The organism is Kribbella sp. NPDC049227 (assembly GCF_043197265.1).
Taxonomy (GTDB): Bacteria; Actinomycetota; Actinomycetes; order Propionibacteriales; family Kribbellaceae; genus Kribbella.
In genome coordinates, this window is the sequence record NZ_JBICST010000012.1 from 304,306 (window position 1) to 328,714 (window position 24,409).

The 24,409-nt window shown below is 67.7% G+C and carries 23 protein-coding genes; 15 read left to right on the plus strand and 8 right to left on the minus strand.

Going from position 1 to position 24,409, the window contains the following annotated elements; genetic code table 11:
• Positions 1-44 precede the first annotated feature (44 nt).
• Both ACGFH6_RS43975 and lexA read right to left on the minus strand, forming a co-directional pair.
• Positions 45-554: a glutathione peroxidase gene (locus ACGFH6_RS43975; RefSeq protein WP_131354846.1), complete on the minus strand. Its 510-nt coding sequence runs from the start codon at positions 552-554 to the stop codon at positions 45-47.
• Positions 555-602: 48 nt separating this feature from the next.
• A complete protein-coding gene (lexA, locus tag ACGFH6_RS43980; RefSeq protein WP_131517666.1) occupies positions 603-1,379 on the minus strand; it encodes a transcriptional repressor LexA in 777 nt (258 codons plus the stop codon).
• Positions 1,380-1,733: 354 nt separating this feature from the next.
• Here lexA and ACGFH6_RS43985 point away from each other — a divergent pair, with 354 nt between their 5' ends.
• A complete protein-coding gene (locus ACGFH6_RS43985) occupies positions 1,734-2,270 on the plus strand; it encodes a LysM peptidoglycan-binding domain-containing protein (protein ID WP_393397173.1) in 537 nt (178 codons plus the stop codon).
• A 7-nt stretch (positions 2,271-2,277) separates the two neighbouring features.
• Here the strand turns inward: ACGFH6_RS43985 and ubiG are convergent, their stop codons facing one another.
• Positions 2,278-3,054, minus strand: a complete 777-nt coding sequence (gene ubiG / locus ACGFH6_RS43990; RefSeq protein WP_393397175.1) for a bifunctional 2-polyprenyl-6-hydroxyphenol methylase/3-demethylubiquinol 3-O-methyltransferase UbiG — start codon at positions 3,052-3,054, stop codon at positions 2,278-2,280.
• A gap of 9 nt (positions 3,055-3,063) precedes the next feature.
• Entirely contained in the window at positions 3,064-3,633 is a 570-nt protein-coding gene (locus tag ACGFH6_RS43995; RefSeq protein WP_393397177.1) for a GNAT family N-acetyltransferase, read from the minus strand.
• Positions 3,634-3,714: 81 nt separating this feature from the next.
• On the opposite strand from ACGFH6_RS43995, the gene ACGFH6_RS44000 reads away from it, so the two are divergent.
• Positions 3,715-4,305 carry a TetR/AcrR family transcriptional regulator gene (locus ACGFH6_RS44000; protein WP_393397179.1) on the plus strand — a complete coding sequence of 197 codons (591 nt, stop codon included), beginning with the start codon at positions 3,715-3,717 and terminating at the stop codon, positions 4,303-4,305.
• Here the strand turns inward: ACGFH6_RS44000 and ACGFH6_RS44005 are convergent.
• Both ACGFH6_RS44005 and ACGFH6_RS44010 read right to left on the minus strand, forming a co-directional pair.
• The gene (locus ACGFH6_RS44005; protein ID WP_393397181.1) at positions 4,298-5,248 is read right to left on the minus strand and encodes a nucleoside hydrolase; all 951 of its coding nucleotides are present in this window, start codon (positions 5,246-5,248) and stop codon (positions 4,298-4,300) included. The genes ACGFH6_RS44000 and ACGFH6_RS44005 overlap by 8 nt on opposite strands.
• A 30-nt stretch (positions 5,249-5,278) precedes the next feature.
• Positions 5,279-5,971 carry a GntR family transcriptional regulator gene (locus tag ACGFH6_RS44010; protein ID WP_393397183.1) on the minus strand — a complete coding sequence of 231 codons (693 nt, stop codon included), beginning with the start codon at positions 5,969-5,971 and terminating at the stop codon, positions 5,279-5,281.
• Between the two features lie 280 nt (positions 5,972-6,251).
• Between ACGFH6_RS44010 and ACGFH6_RS44015 the strand changes: the two genes are divergently transcribed.
• From ACGFH6_RS44015 to ACGFH6_RS44045, 7 genes are all read left to right on the plus strand, one after another.
• On the plus strand, positions 6,252-7,967 hold the full coding sequence (locus tag ACGFH6_RS44015) for a glycosyl hydrolase (RefSeq protein WP_393397185.1): 1,716 nt from the start codon (positions 6,252-6,254) through the stop codon (positions 7,965-7,967).
• 84 nt (positions 7,968-8,051) lie between these two features.
• A complete protein-coding gene (locus ACGFH6_RS44020; RefSeq protein ID WP_393397187.1) occupies positions 8,052-8,939 on the plus strand; it encodes a dihydrodipicolinate synthase family protein in 888 nt (295 codons plus the stop codon).
• Positions 8,936-10,624, plus strand: coding sequence for a dihydroxy-acid dehydratase (locus ACGFH6_RS44025; RefSeq protein ID WP_393397189.1), 1,689 nt, complete (start codon positions 8,936-8,938; stop codon positions 10,622-10,624). Before ACGFH6_RS44020 ends, ACGFH6_RS44025 begins: the two co-directional genes overlap by 4 nt.
• 280 nt (positions 10,625-10,904) lie before the next feature.
• The gene (gene nrdR / locus ACGFH6_RS44030; RefSeq protein WP_131354813.1) at positions 10,905-11,399 is read left to right on the plus strand and encodes a transcriptional regulator NrdR; all 495 of its coding nucleotides are present in this window, start codon (positions 10,905-10,907) and stop codon (positions 11,397-11,399) included.
• A 94-nt stretch (positions 11,400-11,493) separates the two neighbouring features.
• Entirely contained in the window at positions 11,494-14,397 is a 2,904-nt protein-coding gene (locus ACGFH6_RS44035) for a vitamin B12-dependent ribonucleotide reductase (RefSeq protein WP_393397192.1), read from the plus strand.
• A gap of 407 nt (positions 14,398-14,804) precedes the next feature.
• Complete coding sequence (locus tag ACGFH6_RS44040) at positions 14,805-16,439, plus strand: LuxR C-terminal-related transcriptional regulator (RefSeq protein WP_393397194.1); 1,635 nt, start codon at positions 14,805-14,807, stop codon at positions 16,437-16,439.
• 62 nt (positions 16,440-16,501) lie between these two features.
• The gene (locus tag ACGFH6_RS44045) at positions 16,502-17,560 is read left to right on the plus strand and encodes a class I SAM-dependent methyltransferase (RefSeq protein ID WP_393397196.1); all 1,059 of its coding nucleotides are present in this window, start codon (positions 16,502-16,504) and stop codon (positions 17,558-17,560) included.
• A 432-nt stretch (positions 17,561-17,992) separates the two neighbouring features.
• On the opposite strand, the gene ACGFH6_RS44050 is transcribed toward ACGFH6_RS44045, so the two are convergent.
• Entirely contained in the window at positions 17,993-18,817 is an 825-nt protein-coding gene (locus ACGFH6_RS44050; RefSeq protein ID WP_393397198.1) for an aldo/keto reductase, read from the minus strand.
• Positions 18,818-19,028: 211 nt separating this feature from the next.
• Here ACGFH6_RS44050 and ACGFH6_RS44055 point away from each other — a divergent pair, with 211 nt between their 5' ends.
• Both ACGFH6_RS44055 and ACGFH6_RS44060 read left to right on the plus strand, forming a co-directional pair.
• Positions 19,029-19,658, plus strand: coding sequence for a hypothetical protein (locus ACGFH6_RS44055; protein ID WP_131517650.1), 630 nt, complete (start codon positions 19,029-19,031; stop codon positions 19,656-19,658).
• A gap of 192 nt (positions 19,659-19,850) precedes the next feature.
• On the plus strand, positions 19,851-20,870 hold the full coding sequence (locus ACGFH6_RS44060; RefSeq protein ID WP_393397201.1) for a hypothetical protein: 1,020 nt from the start codon (positions 19,851-19,853) through the stop codon (positions 20,868-20,870).
• Positions 20,871-20,929: 59 nt separating this feature from the next.
• Here the strand turns inward: ACGFH6_RS44060 and ACGFH6_RS44065 are convergent, their stop codons facing one another.
• Positions 20,930-21,226: a hypothetical protein gene (locus ACGFH6_RS44065; protein ID WP_393397203.1), complete on the minus strand. Its 297-nt coding sequence runs from the start codon at positions 21,224-21,226 to the stop codon at positions 20,930-20,932.
• A 139-nt stretch (positions 21,227-21,365) separates the two neighbouring features.
• Here ACGFH6_RS44065 and ACGFH6_RS44070 point away from each other — a divergent pair, with 139 nt between their 5' ends.
• The 4 genes from ACGFH6_RS44070 to ACGFH6_RS44085 all read left to right on the plus strand — a co-directional run bounded on the left by ACGFH6_RS44070 (position 21,366) and on the right by ACGFH6_RS44085 (position 23,651).
• The gene (locus tag ACGFH6_RS44070) at positions 21,366-21,719 is read left to right on the plus strand and encodes an XRE family transcriptional regulator (RefSeq protein ID WP_393397205.1); all 354 of its coding nucleotides are present in this window, start codon (positions 21,366-21,368) and stop codon (positions 21,717-21,719) included.
• Between the two features lie 37 nt (positions 21,720-21,756).
• A complete protein-coding gene (locus ACGFH6_RS44075; protein WP_393397207.1) occupies positions 21,757-21,960 on the plus strand; it encodes a KTSC domain-containing protein in 204 nt (67 codons plus the stop codon).
• A 78-nt stretch (positions 21,961-22,038) separates the two neighbouring features.
• A complete protein-coding gene (locus ACGFH6_RS44080) occupies positions 22,039-22,266 on the plus strand; it encodes a hypothetical protein (RefSeq protein WP_360452078.1) in 228 nt (75 codons plus the stop codon).
• Between the two features lie 65 nt (positions 22,267-22,331).
• Positions 22,332-23,651 carry a serine hydrolase domain-containing protein gene (locus ACGFH6_RS44085; RefSeq protein WP_393397209.1) on the plus strand — a complete coding sequence of 440 codons (1,320 nt, stop codon included), beginning with the start codon at positions 22,332-22,334 and terminating at the stop codon, positions 23,649-23,651.
• Positions 23,652-24,409: the final 758 nt, after the last annotated feature.

A 24,409-nucleotide genomic window follows, 5' to 3' on the forward strand; every position in this document is an offset into this window, starting at 1 on the left:
CGTTGCCCGCGGCGACGATTCCCCCGGGAACCGCGCCGGATGGTTCAGTCGTTCGATTCCCGGGACGGCGCGGGAATCGCCAGTGCCGCCTCGATCTTGTCGGCGAGTTTGTCCGGTGCGTGGGTCGGGGCGTAGCGGGCGATCACGCCGCCGTCACGGCCGATCAGGAACTTGGTGAAGTTCCACTTGATCCGCCCGCCGAGCAGGCCGCCCTGCTCACGCTTCAACCAGTTGAACAGCGGAAGCGTCTTCGACCCGTTCACATCGATCTTGGCGAACATGGGGAACGTGACGTGATAGATCGTCGAACAGAAGTTCGCGATCTCGTTCTCGTCACCAGGCTCCTGGTGGCCGAACTGGTCGCAGGGGAAACCCAGCACCGAGAAGCCTTGTCTACGGTAAGCCTTGTAGAGCTTCTGCAACCCCGTGTACTGCGGAGTCTGGGCACACTGCGACGCCGTGTTCACCACCAGGAGCACCTGGTCGCGGAAATCGGCAAGAGACTGTTCATTGCCTTCGATCCGCCGCGCGCTGAAGTCATAGACAGTCGTCATGGTTCAATGCTGACACGACACGCCCGACTTCGCTCGCTGTCTGACATGTCAGACACGGCGCAGAACTGTTACGACCTTTCCGAGAATGATGGCATCTTTGCCGTCGATCGGTTCGAAGGCCGGGTTGTGTGGTAGCAGCAGGATCTCGGTCTTGGTCTTCTTGAACGTCTTGACCGTCGCCTCGCCGTCGATCATCGCGGCCACGATGTCGCCGTTCTCCGCGTTCGGCTGCTGCCGGACCACGACCCAGTCGCCGTCGCAGATCGCCGCGTCGATCATCGACTCACCTTTGACCCGCAGCATGAACAGCGTGCCCTCGCCGACCATTGCCTTCGGCAACGGGAAGATCTCCTCGATCTCCTGCTCGGCCAGGATCGGGCCACCGGCGGCGATCCGCCCGACCACCGGCACGTACGCCGCGTCCGGGTGCGCGTCGCCGGCCCCGGTCTCGTCGTACGACGTCTGCCGCACGGAGCCGAGCGCCGACCGGCGGGCCGCAGCGTCGACCTCGCCGGGGTAGCGGACCTCGATGGCCCGCGGGCGGTTCGGGTCGCGGCGGAGCAGGCCCTTCTGCTCCAGCACGCGGAGCTGGTGTGACACCGACGAGGAGCTGGTCAGGCCGACCCGCTCACCGATCTCGCGCATCGACGGCGGGTATCCACGGCTGTCGACCGAGTCGCGGATGACGTCCAGAACGCGACGCTGGCGCGGCGTCAGGCCGGTGGCGTCGGCGGGGCCGTCCGGCAGCTCGGTCACGGTCCGGTCCGCGACCTCGTCCGCACCGCTGCGCTCGCCCTTACTGGAACCGCTCGGCGTCCTGGCCATCGGTCGTTGCTCCTCGGGTCGGGCCGCCGCTCGCGCACCGGCCAAGCTTGCTCGACTGACATGACCGTAGACCGAATCCTGAGATTCTTCAAACATCTGTTCGAAGGCGTGTCGGTTCGCACGTTTGTTCGTGTGTCGGGTTATAAGGCGCCGGCGGTGCAGGGAATTTCCCGGGCGTGTCGTGGTTGGAAGTGGTTGCGTGACGGGTGCCTGTCGGTTAATCATTCGTACAGGCGTTCGATCGAACAGGTGTTCGGGTCGGTCGGGCGGGCCGCTTTCAGAAACTGTCGGAGGCGGCCGGTAGACAGGGATCGACACCGCAGGACGTGGACTGACCGAGGTCTGGAGGATCCGATGAGCACAGCGGCTCTCGCGGCCGGCGCACTGGCAGGACGCCAGGCGCCCGAGGTTGCGCCGTCTCCGAACAGCGTGCCCCGCCGCCGCCCGAGGATCACCGGTACGACGACCGAGCCACTCCCGGTCCGGGCCTGCTCCGGCGAGGTTCTCGGCCGTCACACGACCGAGCCGACCCGCGTCCGGCGGCACGCAGACCCCGCCCGCGTCCGCCGTACCGCGGAGGCCGAGGCGCCGGCGCTGCGGCTGACCCGGCGCGGCCGGATGCTGATGACGGCGTTGTCCGTGCTGGTCTTCGGCTCGGCGATCGTCGTGCTCGGCCTGCGGATCAGCGGCGTACTCGAGCCCGGCCCTGACTTCACCCACACGGTTCCGGTTCAGGTGGCGCCCGGTCAGACTTTGTGGTCGATCGCCCAGGACACCAACCCGGCGCAGGACCCGGCGACCGTCGTCGAGAAGATCGCCGACCTCAACAAACTGTCCGGCCCGGCCGACCTCGTCCCCGGTCAGACCCTGCAGATCCCGATCGCTCGCTGACCGGTGATCATTCGTTCTTGACGGCGTAGCCCATGTAGGAGACGCCGGTGGCCTTCACCTCGCCGACGTCCATCAACTCACTGAGCCGGCCGAAGGTAATGCGACCGCGGCGGGCTTGCAGATAGCTCCGCAGTACGACGAGTTTGTTCGCGCGAGGTCCGAGGCCCGTGATCTCGCCCAAGCGCAGCCCGTGGCGGCGCAGGGTTCCTTCGAGCTCCGTCGGCGTGATGAACATGTTCCACGAGTGCAACTCGGTGTCGATAACCCTCGTCGGCCGCCAGTCCTGCGCCACCTTGATCACCAGGATCTTCGACGCGAACGTCCGATTGATCGTGTCGAACAAGTAGATTCCGCCCGGTTTCAGCACGCGCGCGGTCTCCCCGATCACCCGATCCAGGTCCGACACATGCTCGAGTACGTCGCAGCAACAGGCGAGCTCAACACTCTCGGTGTCGAGGGGGAGCCGCTCGCCGGATGCGACGGCATAACCAATGGTGAGACCCGACGACCCGGCATGCTCCCGCGCGGTCCTGACCGAGACCTCTGACGGGTCGATGCCGGCGACCTGGCATCCCAGCCGGGCGAACTCTTCGGCCATGAAGCCGCCCCCGCACCCGATGTCGACGGCCCGCAAGCCGGCCGGGTCGAGGCCGCGGCGGGCGAGGACGCTGCGGAAGTAGGCGAACCGGCCGGGCGTGAAACTCCCGTTCAGCATGTTCAGCGGATTGGCCTCGTCCCACCAACCGCCGCCGATCCGGTCGTAGATCTGGTTGTCGATCCCCACCGCAACCCCCTAAGAGGCTGTCGCGCGCCAGTCCTCCTCCAGGAGAGCGTAGACGTACTCGTTCGCCCATTCGCCTTTGAACTGCAGGGCGTGGATGTGGTGAGCCTCGCGCCGCATGCCCAGACGCTCCAGCAACTGGGCGGACGCCGTGTTGCGATCGTCCAGGATCGCAACGATCCGGTGCAGCCCCAGATCCTCGAAGCCCACCCGCAGAACCTCGCGCGCGGCCTCCGCGGCCAGGCCTTTGCCCTGATAGTCGGTGTGCAGCGCGAAGCCGATCTCGCCCTGCCGATCCGTCTGGCTCGCCCACTTCAGCAGGACTTCCCCGATCACCGTCCCGGTCTCGCGAAGCTCGATCGCGAGCACCAGCCACTGACCCGGTTCGGTCAGCTCTCCCTGCGACAGCTTGGTCTCGAGCGCGACCCGCGTCTGTTCGCGGTCCCGCACCGGCCACGGCGTGTACCGCACGACCTCTGGCCGCGAGTGGAACGCGTACAGATCGTCCAAGTCGTCCATCCGATGCGGCCGCAGGTCGAGTCGCTCGGTGCGCAGCGGATAGTCCGGGTGCAGTCCAGGCACGATGCCGTCCTCGGGTAGGCTGTCTAATGTCGTTAGACAGCAATTTAACCGCCCGGGACCCGACCCGACAACGAGGTTTTCGTGACCACACGCGATCCGTCCTCCCATACGGCCGCAGGGATCTCCGTCGGCGCGATCGCAGACGCTGCCCTCGCGGTCATCCGTGGCAACGGCGTCGACGGACTCACCATGCGATCGGTGGCCGAGCGGTTGAGTGTCCGCGCTCCGTCGCTCTACCACCACGTCCACAACAAGGACGAACTCCTCGATCTGGTCGCTCGGAACGCGTTCGATCAGTTCACCGACGACAACGCGGCGTACCAGAGGGTGCGCAGTGTCGACGAGTGGATCGCGGTCACCAAGGTTGGGGCGCTCGAACTGCGGGCGTTCTACGCCGAGCACCCCGGACTGGCCGGCCTGATCCAGGCCAAGGCGACCCCGGACCGGGATCGGGGCGAGGGATCGCGAGCTGAGCTGGTCCGCGCGCAGATCGAATCCCTCGTGGACCTCGGCGTACCCGAATCGCAGGCGCGTCATCTCTTCGAGGTCAGCGCCCGTTGGACTCTCGCCGCCGTGGTCGCCGAGTCCAGCGGCGCCGCCGACCTCTTCGGCGACGGCCTCGAGCTGTTCATGGACGGACTGCGCGCCCGGCTGCAGGAGCTGGCTACTTGACCGTGCTCAACCAGAGTTCGGCGTACCGCGCGGCGTCCACCGCGGTCGCCACTTGTACGACGGTCGGCGACGGCCCATGGGGATCGCTGCTGAGGTCGGCCGCCCAGTCGCGCGTGTCGACGATCGTCCGCCCGCGCGACCAACTCCCGGACAGCTCTACCCGCAACGGGAAAGGCTGTGTCGTCAGCCCGTCCGGATCGATCACCGCACACACCGCACCACCGTCGCCGATGCTGGCACCGTCCGACTTGTACAACTCGCTCCGCTTCTCGATCAGCCGCCGAGCCAGGTCCGCCGACGGCGATCCACCCAGCCCTCGCGCCTGCTCCATCGTGATCACCAAGTCGTAGAACACATCCAGGCCGTACATCGTCACCGGTACGCCGAGCTCGCCGGCCGCGGTGAGGACGACCGCGGCCGCCTCCGGATCCGTCCAGATGTTGAACTCCGCCGAGGCGGTGGCGTTCCCGATCCCGGCCGCGCCACCCATGAACACGATCTCGCGGAGTCCGGCCGCCGCCTCCGGGTACGTCCGGAGCAGAAGCGCGATGTTCGTCATCGGTGCCAACGGGATCAGCGTCACGGGCTCTCCGGTCGCCGCGGCGTCACGCAGTACGTCCCGCAGCAACTCGACCGCGTGCCGAGCGTCCGTCGTGCGAGTCGACCGCGGCCAGTCCAGGTCGCCGAGCCCGTCGGTGCCATGGACGTGAGGCGCCGCGCGAACAGGCTGCAGCAACGGCATCGCGGCTCCCCGAGCCACGGGCACGTCGGTCCGACCGGCAGCCTCCAGAACCGTCAGCGTGTTGATCACGACGTCGTCCAGCCCGACGTTCCCACCAACACAGGTCACCGCCTTCAGGTCGACCTCAGGATGCCGCGCGGCCAGCAGCAGCGCACACGCATCATCCAACCCCGTATCAACGTCAAGAATCACCGGCCTCATACCGCCATCCTCACGCATCCACAGGGCGAGTCAGTGGCGGGCGGCGATGAGGCGGCGGTAGGCGCCGGTGAGGTGGTTGTCGATGGCTTCGGTGGCGGCGGCGGTGTCACCGCCGGTGAGGATGTCGCGGATCGCCTTGTGCTCGGCGTACGCGATCTCGTGGAAGTCGCGGCGGGCGACATGGCGCGAGTGGAGGAACATCGCGACCTGGCTGCGGATCTGCTGCCAGGCGCGGTCGAGCCGCGAATGCGCGGCGGCCTGGTAGAGCACGTCGTGGAACGCGAAGTCGAGATCCAGTGCGGTCTGCGGCTCGTAGTCCGGCCCGAGCGCCCGCATCCGCTCGAGTACGTCGTCCAGCGTCGCCAGGTGCTCGTCGGTCAGCCGGGGGAGTGCCCGGGCGATCGCCAGTTGTTCGAGGCTCAGCCGGAGCGTGTAGATCTCCTCGATGTCCTCGTCGGTCAGCGCGATCACCTGCGCGCCGCGATGCCGGCGCAGGACGACCAGCCCCTCGCGTTCGAGCTCGATCAGCGCCTCCCGGATCGGGCCGCGACTCATCTCCAGCGCGGCCGCGAGCTCACCCTCGGGGAGGTGTTCGCCCGGTGCGAGGGCACCGCTGACGATCATCTGCCGCAGCGCCGGTACGACGGTCGCCCACAACGCAGGACTGCGCTCGGCCTGCCGGGCGAGCTGATCCAGCGGTCCGGCCACGGTCGGTTCCTCCATCGGTGTAAAACGTTGATTGTTAACCATTGACATTTAACAATGCCGCGACCAGGCTAACTCGCAGGACTCGCCACGGGGAGATGTCGAGCCGGAGACCCCGGCCGCCTTTCCGCCGCGGGTCGGTCCTGGCCGCCCGGCCCGATCTCGTCCCCGGGACGACTCGGCCCGACCTCCACTCGACTCGCCCGACCTCCCGGCGACGCGCCGCCCTGGCCCTCGGGGCCGGCAGCGCCTCGATGCCGAAGCGTGTTTATCGATACAACCGGACTGAAAGGCCGACATGACCGAGAACAGCTCTCCCAGCGCGGTTCAGCAACTCCCGTATGCCCCGTCCGACCCTGACGCGCCGCGGCTGGATCAGGCCCGCGTCGTCGTCGACGCCGCCCGCGAGCTGTGTGAGCTCGACCGCCCGTGGGCGAGCCTCGGATACGACGAGATCAACTGGACCTACACCCCGCAGGGGCGCCGGACCCTGCGGACGATCGGTGGGTTCGCTGAGACGCCGTACCACGTCCGCCCGCACAACATCTTCAACAGCGGCACCGGCTTCGGCCTGCCGCACTGGGGGAGCGGCAACGTCTACCACGAGGACGCGGACGGGAAGCCGTTCTACGACTTCACGATCGCCGATCTGACCTACGACGCGATCGTCGAGGCCGGGCATCATCCCCTGGTCGAGCTCGCGTTCACGCCGCTCGCGCTGGTGCCGGAGGAGGCCAAGACCGACTTCCCGTTCGGCGACAGCCCCAGCCAGTACAGCGGGTACGAGGCCGGCTGGTGGACCTACCCGCCGAACGACTACGCGAAGTGGGGCGGCCTGGTCGCCGCGCTCGTCGAGCACGCCCTCGAGCGATACGGCGCCGACGAGGTCCAGCACTGGCTCTGGGAGCTGTGGAACGAACCCGACATCTCCTACTGGAAGGGCACGCCCGAACAGTTCCACGAGCTGTACGACGTCACGGTCAAGTCGATCCGCCAGGTCTACCCCGAGGCCAAGGTCGGCGGACCCGCTGTCACCGGTGGCGACCGCGGTGCCGAGTTCCTCCGCGGCTTCCTGCAGGCCTGCGCGGATCGCGACCTGCCCGTGGACTTCGTCTCCTTCCACACCAAGGGTTCGCACTTCACACCATGGCGCACCTACGGCCCGATCGGTGCGCCGGCGTCCCTGCAGCAGTCGCCGTCGACGCCGAAGATGCTCCGGGAGATCGACCGCGCGCTGGCCGTCATCGAGGAGTTCCCGCAGTACGCCGGTCAGCCGGTGATCGTGGACGAGTGTGACGCGTCGGTGCCCGCGCACTGGGGGATCTACGACAACTCGAACTTCGCCTACCGCAACAACGAGTACTACCCGGTCTTCCAGGCGAAGCTGATGAAGAAGGTGCTCGACCTCAACGAGCAGCACACCGCGAAGGTGCACGAGGCAACCACCTGGAGCTTCCAGATCGAGGGCGAGCGGTACTTCGAGGGCACCCGGAGTTTCGTCACCGCGGCGGGGGTCGAGAAGCCCCTGATGAACGCCTACCGGGTGTTCGCGCTCCTCGGCGACCGCCGGATCGCGGCCTCGTCCGACCGCTCCGCCGACATCTCCGACATCAGTGCCTTGGGCAACGGTCTGCCCGAGGAGGTCGACGTGATCGCGAGCCGCGCCTCGGCGGACGGCAGCGTCGCCGTCCTCGTCTGGCGGCACGCCGACGACCAGTACGCCGCCGACACCACGACGGCTCGGGTCGACCTCGAGGTGAACGGACTGGACTCCGGCGACTGGACGGTGCAGCACTACCGGATCGACCACAGCCACAGCAACAGCCACACGGTTTGGCAGGACCTCGGCGGCCCACAGGACCCGACACCCGAGCAGCTCGCGACGATCACCGATCGCCAGGGACTCGAGCGGTTCGCCGACGACGCCGCGGTCACAGTCGACGGAGCGCTCTCTCTCACGCTGGACCTTCCGCTGCCGTCGCTGAGCCTCGTCGTCCTGACCAGGGCGGTCTGATTCCTCGCCGTTCGGTGGGGTAAAGCTGTCCGGGTAGGGCAGAGAGGTGGCACCTGCCGCCGCGGTGACGACGAGAGGAACTCCATGACGCTGGATCCCGGGGTGTGGGGCGTGCTGGCGACGCCACTGACGGCGGACGGATCCGCGGTCGACACGGAGTCGCTGGCGCGGCAGGTCCGGCACTACGAGTCCATCGGGGCGACCGGGCTGACCGTGCTCGGTGTCTTCGGCGAAGCGGCGCGCCTGACTCCCGCGGAGCGGCGGACGGTGGTGGAGACGGTCGTTGCCTCCTCGGCTCGGCTGCCCCTCGTCATCGGCATCAGTGCACTGAAGCTCGACGAGGTGGTGGCCGAGGCGGCCAATGTGTTGCCGGCCGTCGGGTCTCGCCTGGCCGGCCTCATGGTTCAGGTGAACTCCGGCGATCCGGATGCCTTGAGCAACCATCTGAACGAGGTTGCCAACCGCACCGAACGCCCGCTCGTGGTGCAGGACTACCCGGTGATCACCGGTATTCAGATCGCCACCGCCGATCTGATCGCCGCCGTACGCACCGTGACGTCCGCCGTGGCTGTGAAGTCCGAGTCGTCGCCGAGCCCGCCCGCGGTGGCCGAGTTGGCGGCCGGACTCGACGTACCGATCTTCGGCGGGCTCGGCGGCACCTGTCTGCTCGACGAACTGGCGGTCGGTGCGGCCGGCGCGATGACCGGCTTCTCCGTGCCGGAGGGGTTGCTCGCGTGCGTGGCGGCGTACCGGTCCGGTGGCTTCGAGGCGGCGCGTGAGGTCTGGCGGGACTACCTGCCGCTGGTCAACTTCGAGTTCCAGGCCGGGATCGCGCTCGGTCTGCGCAAGCGCAGTCTGGTCCTGCGCGGGTTGATCGCGTACGACGCTGTCCGCGCGCCGGCCGGCGTACCGCCGGAGAGCATGCTGCGGTTGCTGGAGGAACACCTTCGCCGGACACCAGGAGCACTATGACGACGGGCATCTACCGGGGGCTGGTCAGCTACGGGGACCCGGAGTTCTCGCGGTTCCTGCGGCGGGCGTTCCTGCACGCCAGCGGCCGGTCGCCGGAGTCGCTGGATCGTCCGGTGATCGGCATCGCCACTTCGGCCAGCGACTACAACCCTTGCCACCGGCAACAGCCGGAGCTGGTGAAGTCGGTGGCCCGCGGCATCATCGCGGCCGGCGGGCTGCCGATGGAGTTCCCGACCGTCTCGCTGGGGGAGAGCTTCCTCGAGCCGACCTCGATGGTCTACCGCAACCTGATGGCGATGGACGTCGAGGAACTCGTCCGTGCGCAGCCGATGGACGGTGTCGTCCTCGTCGGCGGCTGCGACAAGACCGTTCCGGCGCAGCTGATGGGAGCGTTCTCGGCCGGGCGGCCGGCGATCCAGCTTGTCACTGGTCCGATGTCGACCGGGCGGTACCAAGGCGAGCGGTTGGGTGCGTGCACTGACTGCCGTCGTTTCTGGGCGAGCTACCGGGCCGGTGAGGTGTCGGAGGAAGAGATCGGGCGGGTGGAGCGCAACCTGGCGACGACCGCAGGCACCTGTGCGGTCATGGGGACCGCGTCGACGATGGCCTGCATCGTGGAGGCTCTCGGCATGGCTCTGCCGGACAGCGCTGCGGCTCCCGCGGTCCACGCGGACCGGCTGCGCATCGGTGAAGCGACCGGTGCCGCCGCAGTGTCTATCGCCGTTGCCGGACGTACGCCGGACCAGGTCGTCACCGCGGCCTCGGTACGCAACGCGCTGCGGGTGCTGTTGGCGATCGGCGGGTCGACAAATGCCTTGATCCATCTGACCGCGATCGCCGGACGGCTCGGGCTGAGGATCGATCCTGACGAGCTGAACGAGCTGAGTGACACCACACCGGTCCTGGTCGAGCTGAAGCCGACCGGTGCTCACTACATGGAGGATCTGCATGCCTCCGGCGGACTGCCCGCCGTACTGCATGAGCTGCGGGACTTGCTGGACCTGTCCGCGCTGACGGTGACCGGGGAGACGCTGGGGGAGCGGCTGGGTGACGGACCGCCCTGGGTGGATCGGGATGTCGTGCGTCCGTTGAGCGCTCCGAGCCGGGACAAGGGCGGACTGGTCTGGCTGAGTGGGTCGCTGGCGCCGTCTGGTGCGCTGATCAAGCGGTCCGCCGCCGACCCGGCGCTCTTCGAGACGACTGGCCGTGCTGTCGTGTTCAGCTCGTTGGAGGACTTGGCGGCCCGCATCGACGACCCCGCGCTGGATGTGGAGCCCTCCGACGTACTGGTCCTGCAGAACGCCGGACCACTCGGAGCCGGGATGCCTGAGGCCGGCTATCTGCCCATCCCGGCCAAACTCGCCCGGAGTGGTGTTCGCGACATGGTCCGGATCTCCGATGCGCGCATGAGTGGTACGGCGTACGGAACGATCGTCCTGCACGTCACCCCGGAAGCCGCCCTGGGCGGTCCGCTCGCTCTGGTCCGCACCGGCGACCAGATCCGGCTGTCCGTGTCCGAGGGCAGGCTCGACCTGCTGGTCCCGCCGGACGAGTTGGAGAAGCGCCGAGCCGATCTCCCGGTGTCCGCGCCGCCGCCCGTCACCGGCTACCGAAAGTTGTTCCGCGACCACGTTCTGGGAGCGGATCAGGGCTGCGATTTCGACTTCTGCCTGCCTGGCTCCTGACCCTGTCGACGGGCCGTAGTTTGCTCCTCCGCGGGCCCGTTCCGGCGGCGCCACGCGGGAGTACACCAGGCCGCGCGGGTGTTGGGACAAAGAGACGCGCGCGAGATTCCGGCGTTCTTGCAAACTGTCGGAGCAGCGATCTAGGATCGCTAGATGTAGTGGTTACACGGGTGTAATTTTCCACAGGTAGTGGTCGGTTACGCACACGTCATACACAAGTTGTCCCCAGAAAGATCCACAGGACGCCCGCCGGGCGGCCTCACGGGAGGAGTGATTCGCCGTGCACTGTCCGTATTGCCGGCACGTCGACTCCCGGGTCGTCGACAGCAGGGTGGCCGAGGACGGCGGAGCGATCCGCCGCCGCCGGCAGTGCCCGGTGTGCGAGAAGCGGTTCACCACCGTCGAGCAGATGCAGCTCACGGTCGTGAAGCGCTCCGGCGCGACCGAGCCGTTCAGCCGGGAGAAGGTCATCAACGGCGTCGGCAAGGCCTGCAAGGGCCGGCCGGTGGACGTGGACGCACTGGCCCGGCTGGGCCAGAAGGTCGAGGACGCGCTCAAGGCGAGCGGCTCGCCGGAGGTGCCCGCGCACGAGGTCGGACTCGCGATCCTCGGGCCGCTGCGGGAGCTCGACGAGGTCGCCTACCTGCGGTTCGCGAGCGTCTACCGGCAGTTCGAGTCGGCCGACGACTTCGAGACGGAGATCGCGCTGCTGCGGGCGGAGAAGGAGCCTGAGGGCACCGAGCCGCGCCCGCTGAAGCCGACCCAGCAGACATAAATCGGGGATTCAGCAAAATCTGCAAGACCTGGCGTTACTCAACGGGGCGGTCCCGACAGACCGCGGCGGTACAGACACAGGGCGAGGAGCAACCATGACAGAGACGGTGACCGGCCACTCGGGGTCGACCAAGAGGTCGGCGGCCGGGTTCCGCAGGGGCAAGAGCGTGCCCGCGGGACTCACCATCGAGCGCATCTTCACGACCGAGGGTGTGCACCCGTACGACGAGGTGACCTGGGAGCGTCGCGACGTCGTACAGCAGAACTGGAAGACCGGTGAGACCGTCTTCGAGCAGCGCGGGGTCGAGTTCCCCGACTACTGGAGCGTGAACGCGTCCACCATCGTCACCACGAAGTACTTCCGCGGCGCGGTCGGTCACGACAACCGCGAGTGGAGCCTGCGGCAGTTGCTCGACCGGGTCGTGAAGACCTACCGCAAGGCCGGTGAGGAGTACGGGTACTTCGCCACCCCGGCCGACGCCGAGGTGTTCGAGCACGAGCTCACCTGGATGCTCCTGCACCAGTACTTCAGCTTCAACTCGCCGGTCTGGTTCAACGTCGGGACCTCGTCGCCGCAGCAGGTGTCGGCCTGCTTCATCCTCGCCGTCGACGACTCGATGGACTCGATCCTGAACTGGTACAAGGAAGAGGGCCTGATCTTCAAGGGCGGCTCCGGTGCCGGTCTGAACCTGTCCCGGATCCGCTCGTCGAAGGAGCTGCTGCAGTCCAGCGGCGGTACGGCGTCCGGCCCGGTGAGCTTCATGCGCGGCGCCGACGCGAGCGCCGGGACGATCAAGTCCGGTGGCGCCACCCGGCGCGCGGCCAAGATGGTCGTGCTCGACGTCGACCACCCCGACATCGAGGAGTTCGTCGACACCAAGATGCGCGAGGAGGAGAAGATCCGCGTCCTGCGCGACGCGGGCTTCGACATGGACCTCGGCGGTCGCGACATCACCTCGGTGCAGTACCAGAACGCGAACAACTCGGTCCGGGTCACCGACGAGTTCATGCGTGCGGTCGAGGACAAGGGTGAGTTCGGGCTGCGGGCGCGGCTGGACAACTCGGTGATCGAGACTGTCGACGCGCGGTCGCTGTTCGACAAGATCTCCCAGGCCGCGTGGGCCTGCGCCGACCCGGGTCTGCAGTACGACGACACGATCAACGACTGGCACACGACGCCGGAGACGGGCCGGATCACCGCGTCCAACCCGTGCTCGGAGTACATGCACCTGGACAACTCCTCCTGCAACCTGGCGTCGCTGAACCTGATGAAGTTCCTCCGCGACGACGACCTGTTCGACTCGGAGAAGTTCGTCAAGGCGGTCGAGCTGATCATCACCGCGATGGACATCTCGATCTGCTTCGCCGACTTCCCGACCGAGGCGATCGGCGACACCACCCGCGCCTACCGGCAGCTCGGTATCGGCTACGCGAACCTCGGTGCGTTGCTGATGGCAACGGGCCACGCCTACGACTCCGACGGTGGTCGCGCACTGGCGGGCGCTATCACCTCGCTGATGACCGGTACGTCGTACAAGCGCTCGGCCGAGCTGGCCGGCGTCGTCGGCCCGTACGACGGTTTCGAGCGGAACAAGGACGCGCACACCCGGGTGATGCGCAAGCACGCCGCGGCCAACGACGCGATCCGGACGCTGCACGAGATCGACAAGGACGTGCACAAGCACGCCACGGCCGCGTGGGACGCCGTACTGAAGGTCGGCGGTAAGAACGGCTGGCGGAACGCGCAGGCCTCGGTGCTCGCACCGACCGGCACCATCGGCTTCATGATGGACTGCGACACCACCGGGATCGAGCCGGACTTCTCGCTGGTCAAGTTCAAGAAGCTGGTCGGCGGCGGCTCGATGCAGATCGTCAACCAGACGGTGCCGCGGGCGCTGCGTCAGTACAGCTACACCGAGGAGACGATCGAGGCGATCGTCGAGTACATCGCCGAGCACGGTCACGTGGTCGACGCTCCCGGCCTGAAGCCGGAGCACTACGAGATCTTCGACACCGCGATGGGTGAGCGGGCGATCAAGCCGATGGGCCACGTGCGGATGATGGCGGCCGCGCAGCCGTTCCTGTCCGGCGCGATCTCGAAGACGGTGAACCTGCCGGAGACCGCGACGGTCGAGGAGATCGCCGACGTCTACTTCCAGGGCTGGAAGCTCGGCCTGAAGGCGCTCGCGGTCTACCGCGACAACTGCAAGGTCGGCCAGCCGCTGGCCGACGCCAAGGCGAAGAAGGCCTCCGAGGCCGCCGCGGCCGAGACCGAGGCCGTCGCGGAGAAGATCGTCGAGAAGGTGATCGAGTACCGGCCGACCCGCAAGCGCCTGCCGAAGTCGCGGCCGTCGCGGACCACGTCATTCAGCGTCGGTGGCGCCGAGGGGTACATGACCGCCGGCTCCTACCCGGACGACGGTCTGGGCGAGGTCTTCCTGAAGATGGGCAAGCAGGGCTCGACCCTGGCCGGGGTGATGGACGCCTTCTCGATCGCGATCTCGATCGCGCTGCAGCACGGCGTACCGCTGGAGACCTACGTCCAGAAGTTCACCAACCTGAAGTTCGAGCCGGCCGGTTTGACCGACGACCCGGACGTCCGGATGGCGCAGTCGATCATGGACTACATCTTCCGGCGCCTGGCCCTGGACTACCTGCCGTTCGACGACCGGGCCGCCCTGGGCATCTACTCCGCGGACGAGCGGTCCCGGCAGCTCGACACCGGTTCCTACGAGCCGGCCCCGGTCGAGGTCTCCGAGGCCGAGTCGCTGAAGTCGGTCGAGCCGGTCGCCGAGAGCGCCGACAAGCCCGTCGTGGCGGAAGCGGCCGCGGCCAAGCCGCTCGACACCTCCGAGGTCCGCACCACCGCCGAGATGTTCGAGCTCATCACCGGCACCTCGGTCGACGCACCGCTCTGCTTCACCTGCGGTACCAAGATGCGCCCGAGCGGCTCCTGCTACGTCTGCGAAGGCTGCGGCAGCACCTCCGGCTGCAGCTGACGCCGCGAAGTGCAGCGCCAGGCGCGCTGCACCACCCCAACTGAAAGCGCCACGGCCCCCGGGAACTTCCCACATTCCCCGGGGGCCGCAGCGCGCCCAGCCAGGAGCTCGAACGGCTGAGGGTGCTCGGCGCCTTGGTGCCGTCCGCGAATCAGTGGTCCTTCTCTGGCGGGGTGGCGGCGGGTGGCGTCGCGTTCGCGTTCTCGTAGACGCCGGTGATGCTGCCGCGGTCGTTGAGGCCGAACTCGATCGTCCGCGACGCGCCCGGGTAGTCGATCCGGGTAAAGGGACTGGTGGGTACCGGGGTCGGATGCCCGGGCCTTCGCGGTGAGCCACCCCACGGATGGGGTCGAACACCAGGAGTTGGCACTTTCCCGGGGACCGCAGCACGTTTTACCGTCGAAGCTGTGGAGGGGATCGACGGTCTCCTCGCGACCGGGGCGAAGGCACTCGGCGAGGGAGACTGGAGCGCGGCCCGCGCTGTGTTCGCGGAAGCGGTCGGGATCTCGGCAACGGCTCGAGGTCTGGCTGGGCTGGGTGACGCCCAGTGGTGGCTGGGCGACGTGCCCGCCGCCTTCTCCTGTTGGGAACGCGCCTACGCGCTCTACCGCCAGTCCGATCCCGCGGACGCCGTCTTCATGGCCCTTGGCCTCAGCCTCTCGTACGACGCCAACTTCGGCGATCGGGCCGCTGCACAGGGATGGGCGGCGAGGGCAGTCCGCATTGCCTCGGAGGTTGCCGAGCCCGTACTGGTGGCGTGGGCGTCGTTGGCCCGGGCGTCGTCCGTCGACGATCCCGAGCTCGCCGCCTCTTGGTCGGAAGCGGCGTACGACGTTGCTGCCATGGCGGAGGATCGCGATCTCGAGCTGTGCGCGCTGAGCATCTGGGGCGCCGCGTTGATCGACCTCGGACAGGTGCTGGAAGGCACCGCGCTGCTGGACGAGGCTTTGGCCGGCGCGCTGGGTGGCGAGGGGGCTCGACCTGACACGGTCGTCCTCACCAGCTGTCTGCTGATGCGGTCGTGCGTTCGCGGTGCGGACTTCGTGCGCGTTGTGCAGTGGATGCGTTCGCTGGACGAGTTCATCGATCGTTACGGCTGTCCGTACCTGCACTCGACCTGCCGGGCGGCGTACGGCGCTGTCCTGGTGTCGACCGGTGACTGGCCACGCGCGGAGCACGAGCTGACCGCCGCGGCCGAGCTTGCGCGAAACTCGTTGCCTGCCGTCCAGGCAGAGGCAGCGGCCTTCCTGGCCGAGCTCCGGCTGGGTCAGGGCCGGCTTGTCGAGGCTCGGCGACTCCTCGTCGGCTTCGAGGATCGCCCCGTCGTACGGCCGGTGCTGGCCGCCGTCCACCTCGCAGCCGGGGACGTGGCGATGGCCGAGTCGCTGGTCCGGCGTCAGCTCGTCGACGCGAACCCGCTGGAGGCGGCCCGACTCCGTGAGGTGCTTGGCGAGGCCTGTCTTGTTCGTGGTGATGCTGCCGGCGCTGCTGTGGAGGCCGAACACCTTTCTGCTTTGGGTACGACGACCGACAGCGGACTGATCGCGGCACGGGCTGCTCGGTTGTGCGGGCGAGCTGTGCTGGCACAGGGGGAAGCCGACGCGGCGGTGCGCCGGTTATCGGCGGCGCTGACCTGGTTCGGCCTGCTGGAGATGCCGGTCGAGGTCGCGCGGACCCGGATGCTGCTCGCCGAGGCGCTGTGTGCCGAGGGTGGCTCGACGCCTGCTGTGGCCGAGGCCCGGATGGCGCTCACGGTGTTCGAGGACGTCGGCGCCTCGCGCGATGCGGATGCGGCGGCCGCCTGGCTGCGGTCGGCTGGTGCGTCCGCGGCTCGTTCCGGTCCCAGAGGCCTTGGTTTGCTGACGAAACGGGAGCGGGACGTACTCGGCGTGCTGGCTGAAGGGCTGCCCAATCCGGAGATCGCGGCGCGGCTGTACATCAGTCGCCGTACCGTCGAGCATCACGTGGCCAGCATCCTGTCCAAGCTCGGCGTCCGGAACCGGACCGAGGCGGCCGCGTACCTCGCTCGCCTGGAGGAATAGGCGAGTTCACCGATGCTGCGCGCGATCTCCCGGCGTGATGCTGCGTGTGGGAGGTGGAGACAATGCTTCTGGATACTCCACGCGTCGAGGCTTTCGGCGTACAGATGGGCGAGGTGCTCAACCACGGGGTGCTCACGCTGCTCATGAGCATCGGACATCAGGTGGGCCTCTTCGACACGATGGCGGAGCTGCCACCGGTCACGAGTCACGAGCTCGCGGGAGCCGCGGGCCTGCAGGAGCGGTACGTGCGGGAGTGGCTGGGCGGGATGACGGTCGCACGGGTGGTCGAGTACGACGCGGATCGCCGGACGTACTGGCTACCGCGTGAACATGCCGCTTTCCTGACCCGCGCCGCCGGACCGGACAACCTCGCGGGCGCGACGCAGTTCATCGCCTTGCTTGCTGGAGTGGAATCGCGGCTGGTCGAGTGCTTCCGCCACGGTGGTGGTGTTCCGTACGCGGAGTACACCGAGTTCCATCGGCTGATGGCGGAAGACAGCGGTGCCCTCTTCGACGCGGCACTGCTCGACTCGATCCTGCCGCTGGTCCCAGGCCTGCCGGAGCGGCTCGTCGACGGCATCGACGTTGCCGACATCGGGTGTGGCAGCGGGCATGCCATCAACCTGATCGCCGCGGCCTATCCGCGGAGTCGGTGCGTCGGCTACGACATCTCCGCCGAAGGCATCGCGGCCGGTCGTGCTGAGGCGGACGGGCTCGGGAACGCGGAGTTCGTCGTTCGCGATGTCGCTGATCTGGGGGAGTACGAACGCTTCGACCTTGTCACCGCATTCGACGCGATCCATGACCAGGCGCAGCCGGCGGCAGTGCTCGCCGGTATCGCGGCGTCGCTGCGCCCCGGCGGCGTCTTCCTGATGGTCGACATCCAGGCGTCGAGCAACCTCGAGGACAACCTGGACAATCCCTTCGCGACGTTCTTGTACGGCGTCTCGACCATGCACTGCATGACCGTCTCCCTGTCCGCCGGCGGCGCCGGCCTCGGCACCGTCTGGGGCCAACAGAAGGCCTGCGAAATGCTCACCGACGCCGGCTTCGCGTCCGTAGACATCGCCCACGTAGAAGCAGACGCCTTCAACGCCTACTACGTAGCCCACAAGAACTGAGCCATCGGCGGAGCCGCCCCATGCTGCGTCGGCCTGGGGGCCGCTCGCCCAGGCTGTGGCGATCCGGGGCGGTCAGCGACCGGAGCGAACTGCCTCGGCCTGGGGAGCCGCTCGCCCGGGCTGTCGCCGCACCAGATACCCGAGGGCGTCCGGGTTGGTTCGGGGTGGTCAGCGGCCGGCGTGAACTGTGTCGGCCTGGGGGGAGCTGCTTGCCTGGGCTGTGGCGGTTTGGGGTGGTCAGTGGCCGGGGCGAACTGCGTTGGCCTGGGGGGAGCTGCTCGCCCGGCTGTGGCGGTCCGGGGTGGTCAGTGGCCGGAGCGAACTGCCTCGGCCTGGGGAGCCGCTCGCCCGGGCTGTGGCGGCTCGGGGCTGCTGCTCGGCTGGGTTGTGGCGGTTCGGGGAGGCGCTCGGCTGGGCTGTGGTGGTTCGGGGTCAGTGGCCGGAGCGGTCGGAGTCGGCGGCGGGGCGGCTGGTGCCGTCGAGGGCCGCGAGTGCGGAGAGCTCAGAGCGCGTCAGGTCGAAGTCGAAGATGTCCAGGTTGTCCGCGAGGCGGCTGGGGTTGGCCGACTTGGGAATCGGTACGACGTCCTGCTGGGTCTCCCAACGCAGGACCACCTGACCCGGCGACCGCCCGTGGGCCTTGGCGATCTCCTGCACAGCCGGATGGCTCAGCAGATCGGTCCCCTTACCCAACGGACTCCACGCCTCGGTCACGATCCCGTGCTGCGCATGGAACCCCCGCTCCGCCGCCTTCGCCCACACCGGACTCAATTGGACCTGATTGACCTCGGGCGCCACCCCGGTCTCGTCGATGAGTCGCGACAGATGAGCCGGCTTGAAGTTCGACGTGCCGATCGCCCGCACCAGCCCCGCCTCACGCAACTCGATCAGCCCGCGCCACGCATCGACGTACCGGTCCTGCTCCGGGTTCGGCCAATGGATCAGCAGCAGGTCGAGGTACTCGAGGCCCAGCTTCTCCGCGCTGGCCTCGAACGCCGTCCGAGCGCCCTCGACGCTGTGCCACCGCTTGTTGAACTTCGACGTGACGAACACCTGATCGCGCGGCGCATCACGCAGCGCTCGCCCGACCCCGACCTCGTTGCGGTAGTTCTCCGCCGTGTCGAACAGCCGATAGCCGACCTCGAGCGCCTGGCTGACCGCCCGTTCCGCGTCCGCGTCGTTCATCGGTGACGTCCCCAGGCCGACCCGTGGCATCACCGATCCATGACTCAGCGTGACACTCGGAACCTGACTCATCCTGTCCTCCTTCGGCAGCCGCTGCCCGCCACCGTACCGCCGCTCACGGTCCGCTCCCGAGTCGTCCACCGGCGCATGACCGCCGTACGTCGTACGGCCCGGCCCGGGGTCGGGCAGGCCGTCTCAGCCCAGGTAAACAGGGGAGCAAACTGTCGGATCCGTGGTTCATCATGGTGCGGCGGGGATCGAAACGCTTGGGAGGGATGGGCGAATGAAGAACCGGCTGATCACCCTGGTGGATCTCGGTCTGGACAGCTCGTTCGACGCCTCGATGAGTTTCGTCCAGGGCATCACCGGCAACATCAACGCCGGCTGGGACCAGCCGGTGATCGACGTGAACTTCGTCCGCACCCGCGACCACGAGACTGCGTTCTCCGCACTGACCACCCCGTCGACGGTCCTTCATGTGATGGCACACGGTGACCACAGCGAGGAGCCGTCCTTCCTCTCGACCGACGGCAAGACCCAGGTCTCGCTGCGGTCGCTCGCGGAGTGGTTCCTGGACCGGCAGTGGGGCATCGCGAGTGGCGTCGTCATCGCCGACGGCTGCAAGACCGGCATCGGCAAGTGGCAGCGCGCCATCCGCGACTGTCTCCAGGACGACATCACCTACATCGGCACCAGCACAGTCATCGGCTGGTACGAAGCGACCGTCTTCTGTTCTGCCTTCTACGGCGCCCTGGTCCGCAACCGAGGCCTCGGCCGCACCCCTGCCGAGCAAGGCTGGGACGCCGCCAACCGGGCTATCCGCGCCTACGAAACTCTCACCGACGCCCGCTGCCCCTACAAGCCTGTGGTGCTCACTCCCTCCCGCCGAGCACTCCGCTCCCTCACCGGCTGACTCACGCTCGGCGACCGACACGCTCCGGGCGGCTACTTTCAGTGGGCCATGTGAGACTTTTTCTGGTCTCGCCGCGTGGCGAGATCCGTGGTCTGGGTTGCCGGTGACCTGGGTGGCGGAGGACGGGGAAGCCGTCAGGTACGCATGCGCCGACCGACTGACGTCCGCCCGACGCGGTGAAGGAACGCCACCATGAAGCTCCACCGGAATTCCCTCCTGACTGCTGCCGCGATTGTCCTGGTCCTGTACGTCGTGTCGCTCGTCGTCGGCCTGCCGAGCTGGGCCGCCGTCGTACTCACCGTGGTGCTGCTCGTGCTGATTGCGGTGGTCTGGAAGCAGCCCGACGAACCGCGTCCCGTCGTCGCCAGGCCGACGCCGACGCCATCCGTCGTTCTGCCCGACCCCGAGCCTGTCTTCTCCGGACCGCCGTCGCGCACGGTGGCCGACATACGGCTGCCGTCCGCGTCGCCCGACTTCCAGTTCAGCTTCTCCGCGGTGGTGCAGTGGTCGACCGTGCTGTCGGGCTCGCGCCACGCGGATCTCGGTGCAGTCGCCGTCCACGCGTTGCTCGAGCGGGCCCGGGCTCTGACTGCGACCCAGCAGGTCACCGAGGAGTCGCTCAACCAGCACCGCCTCGCCGCCACCCTTGGTGAGCCCGCGCTGGACGAGAAGGGACAAGTGCGCTGCTGGGCGACCGAGATCCGGCTGCGGCTGCCCGACGCCGACCAGAAGCATCTCCAGCACCTGGCGGCTCTGCACCGCCGGGAGCAGACGACTCTGCTCGAACGCCGGATGGAGCAGGACAAACGCGCCTACTTGAAGGACGACGTCTTCGCCACGCCCGGCTCGGCCGCGGTCTGGTGGCTGGTCAACCACCCCGGCGAGGTCGAGACGGCCCTCGGCCTGCTCGACACTCTCGCTGAACTGTCCGCGGCCGCCAACGACCTCCCGGCACGACGCGCGTCCGCCGACGCCATCGAGCACACCAATCCGACCCGGGCCGAACTCGCCTTCAACTCCGCGGTCGACACCCTGGTAGATCCGGACGAATCGCACCAGCAGCCCGCCCCGCCTGACGCCGGCACACAGCCTCCGAACGAGGATGACAAGCCCAGCCAGACGTCCGCCAGGTCTGCGGGGCTGAACGGCTCCGCACCCAGACCGAGCAAAGTGACCCCGGCCGAGTACCGCGAGCAGTTCTTCTCGGAGTAGGTCGGTGGGGCGGGCCGGCTGCAGGGGAGGCCCACCCCACCGAGATCGGGTCCGCATGGCTACTCGTCCAGCCAGCGAATGGTGGTCGCACCGTTGTGACCATGGACGGTCAGGAGCGCGTGCACGCCGTCCGGCCAGACCGTGGTCGTGGGATAGCGGCCTCCCCAGTGCAGGGCCACCGTCCCGTCGCTCCACTCGACCCCTTCGGCGACGACGCCCGTACCGCTGATGCCGGAGACGTCGATATGACGGACCAGCTGGAAACAGCGTGGCCCGGACTTGTTCGCGACCTTCAGATGACGCCGGCGCGGGATCGTCCGCAGCAGCGTCGGGGTTGTTCCGCCGATCTCGTTCATGCCTGAAGTCAACGCGCCGGAGCCGGTCCGCACCATGAACCCAACCGGTATCCACAGGGCACAAATTGTGCACTCCGACGGTCATCCGATCGCCGTAATCTGATTGCAAGGAGTGATCGACGCGCAAGGAGCGAACCCGATGACAGTCATCGAAGAATGGACCGGCCGGCACGCGCACGCCTTGCGGACGGCGCTGCGACTGACGAACGAGGCCTTCGCCGAGCACCTCGGCATTGCGCCTCGCACGGTCACGAAGTGGCGGGAGAGACCCGAGATCGTGCCCAGTCCCTACTTGCAGGAGGCCCTCGACACCTCACTCAAGAAAGCACCGCCCGATGCCTTGGTCCGGTTCGAGGCCAATCTCGGCCTGGACGAGCGACGGATCCCACTCGACCACGCCGTGCTCGACCAGCTCAACACGGCGATCGGCGACCTGGCCCGCGCCTTGGCACGCCTGGAGTCGCCCGATCCGGAGCGATCACCGGCACACTGACCTGTGGCGGCGTACGGCGGAGCGAAGGAGCTGAGGGATGAGGCGGCGGCCGGTGAACTCGTCGAGTATCAAGTCGGTCGGCTGGTCCGACGGCACGCTCGAACTCGAGTACGTCAACGGCTACGTCTACCAGTACGACGAAGTCCCGCAGCCGACGTTCGCCGCTCTGATGGCCGCGTCGAGCATCGGCGCGTACGTGAACAAGCACATCAAGCCGCACTACGACTGTCGCGAAGTCTGACTCTGCGTTTCCGGCGGTTGCGCAGCGGGCACCGGAAGGGCGTTCCACACGGGGGAGCGCCCAGCCCAGGAGGTGGACATGCGCACACGTAGAGCGTCTACGACCAGTTCCCGAACCATCACGATCATCGTTCTCGTCTGGTTGCTCATCGGCCTCGCGGCCGCGGTTCAGCGCAACTACTTCGCGGGTTCGGACGCGACGTGCGCCAAGGTGGGCACGACGCTGGTCACCATCGTCGCCGGCCCATTGAACTACATCGGCGCGAACCCGAAGATCGACTGCACCGCGCCGCAACCGTCGAGGTAGCACCGTTCGCGTCGTAGCGTTCCCTCCACGAGGCTCCGAGCCGGTTGGAGCCGGGGGGAGGGAACGTGGACATTCTGCGCGAGGGGATCGAGGCCGATCTCGAGAAGTTCCGGGTGCCCGGCGCGAGCTGGGTGGTGATCGAGGGCGGCGAGATCAGGTACGGCGGGACCGCCGGCGTGATGCAGGCAGGCGAGTCTGCGCCAGTGGTCCCGGGCACCCTGTTCCAGGCGTGCTCGATCAGCAAGCCGGTCGCGGTCCTCGCGATGCTCCGGCTGGTTGACCGCGGCCTGCTGGATCTCGACGAGGATGTGAACAAGCGGCTGACGTCGTGGCAGGTGCCACCGACCGGAGATTGGCAGCCAGTCGTGACGCTCCGGCAGTTGGCCAGTCACAGTGCGGGCCTCACGGTGCACGGATTTCCGGGGTACCACCACGAGGCCATGCTGCCGACGACCAGACAGATCCTCGACGGCGTCAGCCCGACCAACACCTTCGGCGTGCGCGTCGACACCGTCCCCGGGACTCAGTTCCGGTACGCCGGCGGCGGCACGATCGTCCTCCAGCAGCTACTCGAGGACGTGACAGGCACACCGTTCCGGCAGCTCGTCCGCGAGCTGGTGCTCGAACCACTCGACATGTCGTCGAGCGACTACGCACAACCGCTGCCGCCAGAGCTGTACGAAACCGCAGCGACGGCTCACGACGAGCACGGCCTGCCGATCGACGGACGCTGGCACGCCTACCCGGAGTTGGCCGCTGCAGGGCTGTGGACAACCCCAACCGACCTCGCCAAGTTCGCCATCGGCGTCCAGCAGGCCTACGCAGGCGTAGATGGTGCGGTGTTGTCGCCGGACCTCGCGCGCGAGATGCTCACGCCCCAGATCTCCGCGAGCGAGCGGATCGGTGGCCTGAGTCACCTCGGACTGGGACTGTTCCTCGACGACGTCGGACAGCGCTTCGGCCATAGCGGCGGCAACGAGGGATTCAAATGCCACCTACTGGCGTACCGGGACACCGGACAGGGCGTGGTGGTGATGACCAACAGCGACAACGGCATGTGGCTTGTCCTGCGCGCGTTCGCTGCGGCAGCCGCGGCGTACGGCTGGGAGGGCTACCCGATGGACGTCGAGCTGCCGGACCTCCCGTCACCGGCCCTGGCAGAGGTGGCCGGTGCGTACCGGCTGGATGGCGGCCCAGCGTTCGATGTCGCACTGCGGGGGAGTGGACTCGAGGTGACGTTCGAGAAGCAGAACCCGTTGCAGTTCAGCGCGCGCTCCGAGACCAGGTTCGCAGCCTCCACTGCGGACACCGAGCTCGAGCTACGCGACGGCGACCTGGTCTTCATCCAGAACGACGAGGAGATCCCCTGCACCCGCACGACCTGAGTAGCTGCCTGTGCTCGTAGTGCTCGAAGAGAGTGTGTCGTGCACCCGGGAATAGGTGCGGGAGCACTGGGGTTACAACCTTCGACTGTCCGATGTATGACCCCGGGCCTCAACCTTCGCCGCTTCGAGCGGCCACTCGCCGAGAGGCGTCTGCCGGACGGTCGCAGTACCTCGGATGGGGGACGAGCGATCGTCTCCCATCCGACCCACCTGCCGCCCCTTGACCGGGGGTGGATGATGGGAGTCCACCACTCGCGGAGACGTGAGTGACGGCTGGGAACAGAGGGACCAGCTGGCCGTGGCCGGCGGGCATCGGAGGGGTCCAGGACCCCGATTTGCATCCGCACCGCGAATGTCAGTAATGTTCTTCTTGTTGGAGCGAGGCGCAGGACGCGAAAGCGGCCGGTCCTCCGACAAACTCCCTGAAGGTCTCGGAAGCCGAAACACGCCTCGGCGGGTTTCGGACACTGAGTCACGCAGGGAGACTGGGACGAAAGAGGCCGATTTGACCGGCCGCGGACGAAACAGTAAAGTTTGGCGAGTTGCCCCGGAGCTTCAAACGAAAGTCTGAAGCGCGGTGTGCGCCCGATTTTTGAGAACTCAACAGCGTGCCGAAAGTCAATGCCGAAAGATGCATTAACCCCGTTCATGGGCTTCGGATGGTCTGCTGCTAGGGATGACTCCTTGTGGGTTGTTTTTGGTGGGTGGTTGTTTGTTGTCTGTGGCGGATTCCTTTGAAATATTTCTGGATTCAAAGT